Source organism: Stenotrophomonas sp. PS02289, from assembly GCF_029960115.1.
In the GTDB taxonomy this organism is placed as follows: Bacteria; Pseudomonadota; Gammaproteobacteria; order Xanthomonadales; family Xanthomonadaceae; genus Stenotrophomonas.
The window spans coordinates 1-4,268 of record NZ_JASCOZ010000256.1 but is presented as its reverse complement, the minus strand read 5'-3'; the positions used below and the strand labels follow the sequence as shown (position 1 = coordinate 4,268).

Sequence of the window (4,268 nt, the reverse complement as noted above, 5' to 3'; positions counted from 1 at the left end):
GCAAGGTCGTCACGCTGCAAACATTGCCCGGTGACGCAGGCTCGCTGGAGGGCGATGCCGGCAAGGTCGGCGGCTTCTCGCTGCATGCCGGCGTGGCCGCGGAAGCACACGAAAGCCACAAGCTCGAAAAGCTGTGCCGCTACATCACGCGCCCGGCGATCAGCGAGCAGCGGCTGTCGATCTCACCGCAGGGTAGGGTGCGGTATCAGCTCAAGACGCCGTGGCGAAATGGGACCACGCATGTCGAATGGGATGCGGTGGACTTCATCGCCAAGCTGGCGGCACTGGTCCCGCCACCTCGCGCGCATCTCACCCGCTTCCACGGCGTATTCGCCCCGAATGCAAACCTGCGCGCGCAGGTGACGCCATCGGGGCGCGGCAAGCGGCCTGCGGGCGATGCGGCGCCGGTGGACGCAAGCGCCCACGACGAGCCGCGCAGCCCCGAGCAGAAGCGCCGTGCGATGAGCTGGGCGCAACGGCTCAAGCGGGTCTTTTCCATCGACGTCACCACCTGCGCCCACTGCGGCGGCGCGGTGCGGATCGTCGCCAGCATCGAGGAACCCAAAACCATCCGCGCCATCCTCGCCCACTTCGAGAAACACGGCGCGCCCGCCTGGCGCATGTCACCCGCGTGCGTTTCGAGTGGCTGGCCACCGGCCGTGGCCCGCTGGCCTGGGAGGCGGATCCGGACGACATTCCGGCACTCGACGCCGAACTGGTCCACGACCCGCTCGAGCGACGCCTGCTGCAGGCGTTCCGCTGCGGCGGCCGCGAAACGCGGCGCCTGCTGCTGGGACTGGCCGACGCGCAGCTGGCCTCGATCCAGCCGCGCCGCGCCTGAGCATCGTGCCGGGCGGCGCCGTCACGCCGCGCACGTGCGCTCAGAACGACCCGAACATCGTCCCCAGCACGATCACCACCACCAGCGCCACGATCGAGCCGAGCACCGCGGTCACCGCGATGTCGCCGTAGCTGTCGCGGTGGGTGCAGCCGCACACCGCCAGCAGAGTCACCACCGCGCCGTTGTGCGGCAGGCTGTCCAGGGTGCCGGCGCCGATCACCGCCACCCGATGCATCAGCTCCGGCGACAGTCCGGTCTCGTAGGCGATGGCCATGAAAGTCGGACCCAGCGCATCCAGGGCGATGGTCAGGCCGCCGGACGCCGAGCCGGTGAGGCCGGCGAGGATGTTGGTCGCCACCGCCAGCGACACCAGCGGACCGCCGCCGATGCCCAGTACCCAGTCGCGCACGATCTCGAAGGCCGGCATCGCCGCGACCACCGCGCCGAAACCGACCAGGCTGCCCACCGCCAGGATCGGCAGCACCGAGGCGTTGGCGCCGGAGTCCATGCTCGAACGCAGCGAGGGGAAGCGGCGCAGGTTCAGCGCGATGGTGGTGGCGATCGCCGCGGCCAGCGCCACCGACACCGACCACACGCCCGCCACCTCGGACAGCGAGGTTTCGCCGAAGCGCGCGTACTGCAGGTAGGACACGTCCATCCGCGGCAGGATCAGCAGCGACATCAGCAGGTTCACCCCGATCACCACCGCCAGCGGCGCGAACGCAACCAGCGCCGACGGCAGGCCGCTGCCCTGGACGCCATGCGCCGCCTCGGCCGGATCGAAGGGCTGCGCCACCGCCGCGCGTTCGCGCACGATCTCGTCCTCGGCCACCATGCCGGCGTCGGGCGTGGCCAACTCGCCGAAGCCTTCGCCCGCCAGCCGCGCGCGACGTTCGGCGCGGGCCAGCCACCACAGGCCGAACGCCAGCATGATCGCCGAGGCGATCAGGCCCAGCCCGGGCGCGGCGAACGGCGTGGTGCCGAAGAACGGCATCGGGATCGCGTTCTGGATCGAGGGCGTGCCGGGCATGGCCGACATGGTGAAGGTCATCGTGCCCAGCGCCAGCGCCGGCGGCATCAGCCGACGCGGGATGCCGGCGCCGCGGAACAGCACCGCGGCCATCGGCACCAGCACGAAGATCGCCACGAACAGGCTCACCCCGCCGTAGGTCACCAGCGCGCCGGACAGCACCACCGCCAGCATCGCCCGCCGGGTGCCGAGCTTGGCGGTCATGAACGCGGCGATGGCCTCGACCGAGCCGCTGTCCTCCATCAGCTTTCCGAACAGCGCGCCGAGCAGGAACAGCGGGAAGAACTGGGAGATGAATCCGGCGGCGGCCGACATGAAGGTCAAGGTCCAGTGCGCCAGCAGCGGCTCGCCGGAGAACGCCGCCACCACCAACGCCGCGGCCGGCGCCAGCAGCAGCACGCTCCAGCCCCGGTAGGACAGGTACATCAACAGGCCGAGGCCGACCAGCATGCCCAGCAGTCCCATGCTCACACTCCTTCCAGCAGCACGTTCAGGTCGATCGATGAGCGCTTGCCCAGGTTGGCGCCGTCCTGCGCCAGGAAGGACTCGGCCACGCGCCGCCCCTCCTTGTGCAACATCTCCAGGAACGCCCACTCGGCGCTCATCTTCGACGAGGAATCCAGCACGGCGGCCAGGTCGTTGCGCACCAGGTGGATGCGCTTGCTCGCCCAGCGCGCGCCCTCGCAGTTGCCCACGTCGGCCACCTGGCGCAGCAGCGCGATCATGCGCAGTTCCTTGAGCAGGCCGGCGTTGAAGGAAATCTCGTTGATCCGGTTGAGGATCTCGCGCGCGCCGGTCGGCCGGTCGGGACGCTCGACCGGGTTGACCGCGACCAGGATCACGTCGTCCGAATTGCAGTCGCGCACCAGCGGGGTCATGGTCGGGTTGCCGGAGTAGCCGCCGTCCCAGTAGTACTCGCCGTCCACCTCCACCGCCTGGAACATGTTCGGCAGGCAGGCCGAGGCCAGCAGCACGTCCGGGCTCAGTTCGGCGTTGCGGAACACCTTGCCGCGGCCGGTACGCACGTTGGTGGCGGTGATGAACAGCTTGATGTCCGACTTCGACAGCGCGTCGAAATCGAGTGAGCGCTCCAGGATGTCGCGCAGCGGATTGACGCCGAACGGATTGAGGTCGTAGGGCGACCACAGCCGCGACACCAGGTCCATGGCCAGGAACGCCGGCGAGCCCTCCAGGCTCCAGCGTCCCATCAGCACGTCCAGCGGCCCGCGCTGCAGCGGACTGAAGCGCGCTGCGTCGGACACCGCGCGCCAGAACCGGGCCAGCGCCTCGCGCGCGCCCTGGCGACTGCCACGTTCGAAGCCATCGACCAGCACGGCCGCGTTCATCGCGCCTGCGGAAGTACCGGACACGCCATCGATCCGCAGCCACTCCTCTTCCAGCAAGCGGTCGAGCACGCCCCAGGTGAAGGCGCCGTGCGAGCCGCCGCCCTGCAAGGCCAGGTCGATGGACAGGAGTTCGGGCGGCGGCGCCGCACGGCTCTTGCGGCGCGGCGCCGGCTTGGACGCAGCGGTCTTCCTGGCCGGGGTGGCCTTGCGGGTGCGGGCCGGAGTGCTCATGGGTGGATCCGTAGGGACGGGGGAAAACTACAGGGACACACGCAGCGCGTAAAGGAAAACGCCGTTCAATCGGGACCGGTACCGTCGGCACGTCGCACTTCCGCCACGAAGCGGCGCATCTTTCTCGCCGTCCTTGACTCCCGGCGCGACTTCGATCCCGCTGGCCACGTCCACCGCCCACGGCGAGGTGGCGCGGATCGCGTCGTGCACGTTGTCCGGCGTGATCCCGCCGGCCAGCACGAACGGCCGGTGCAGTCCGCCGGGGATCGCGCTCCAGTCGAACGTGTGGCCGGTACCGCCGGCTGCGCCCTTGCCGTGGCTGTCGAACAGGAAACCGTCGGCGTTCGGCCAGCGCTCTTGCAGCGCGGCCGCATCCCAACGCTCGCCCCCGCCCATCGGCACCGCCTTCAGCCAGGGCATGCGGAAGGCGCTGCAGAACGCATCCTCTTCGTCGCCGTGGAACTGCAGCAACGCCGGTCGCACCATGCGCACCACTTCACGCACCTCGGCCACGGTGTTGTCGCGGAACAGCGCCACCGCGCCGACCATCGGCGCCAGCGCCAGGCGCAGTTGCCGCGCCTCGGCCGCGCTGACCCGGCGCGGACTGCCTTCGGCGAACACGAAACCGACCGCGTCCACGCCGAGTTGGGTATAGGAAGTTCAACCGCCCTTTTTGGCGAGTCTGGCGGGGCGGGTAGGAAGCGGCCGCGCAAGCGCCGCTTTGGGCACAGATCGGGCACAGATCGGGGGTTCATGCGTGGGTTTTCGACATCGCGGGGCCACGCAGCGGCTCAGTGCGTAGCCATTTCTCACCGAATCC

At 69.9% G+C, this 4,268-nt stretch carries 3 protein-coding genes and 2 pseudogenes; 2 read left to right on the top strand and 3 right to left on the bottom strand.

Going from position 1 to position 4,268, the window contains the following annotated elements; all coding sequences use genetic code 11:
* Together QMX83_RS20505 and QMX83_RS20500 are read left to right on the top strand one after the other, a co-directional pair.
* Window positions 1-608 (top strand): annotated as a pseudogene (locus QMX83_RS20505) (transposase); the annotation flags it as partial.
* A 23-nt stretch (window positions 609-631) separates the two neighbouring features.
* Window positions 632-841, top strand: coding sequence for a hypothetical protein (locus tag QMX83_RS20500; protein ID WP_019186274.1), 210 nt, complete (start codon window positions 632-634; stop codon window positions 839-841).
* A gap of 40 nt (window positions 842-881) precedes the next feature.
* Here the strand turns inward: QMX83_RS20500 and QMX83_RS20495 are convergent, their stop codons facing one another.
* From QMX83_RS20495 to QMX83_RS20485, 3 genes and pseudogenes are all read right to left on the bottom strand, one after another.
* Window positions 882-2,336 (bottom strand): GntP family permease, encoded by a 1,455-nt coding sequence (locus tag QMX83_RS20495; protein WP_019186275.1) that lies wholly within the window; start codon window positions 2,334-2,336, stop codon window positions 882-884.
* A 2-nt stretch (window positions 2,337-2,338) separates the two neighbouring features.
* Complete coding sequence (locus tag QMX83_RS20490; RefSeq protein WP_164146001.1) at window positions 2,339-3,448, bottom strand: patatin-like phospholipase family protein; 1,110 nt, start codon at window positions 3,446-3,448, stop codon at window positions 2,339-2,341.
* Window positions 3,449-3,513: 65 nt separating this feature from the next.
* Window positions 3,514-4,099, bottom strand: a pseudogene (locus tag QMX83_RS20485) (phosphoribosylanthranilate isomerase); the annotation flags it as partial.
* Window positions 4,100-4,268 lie beyond the last annotated feature (169 nt).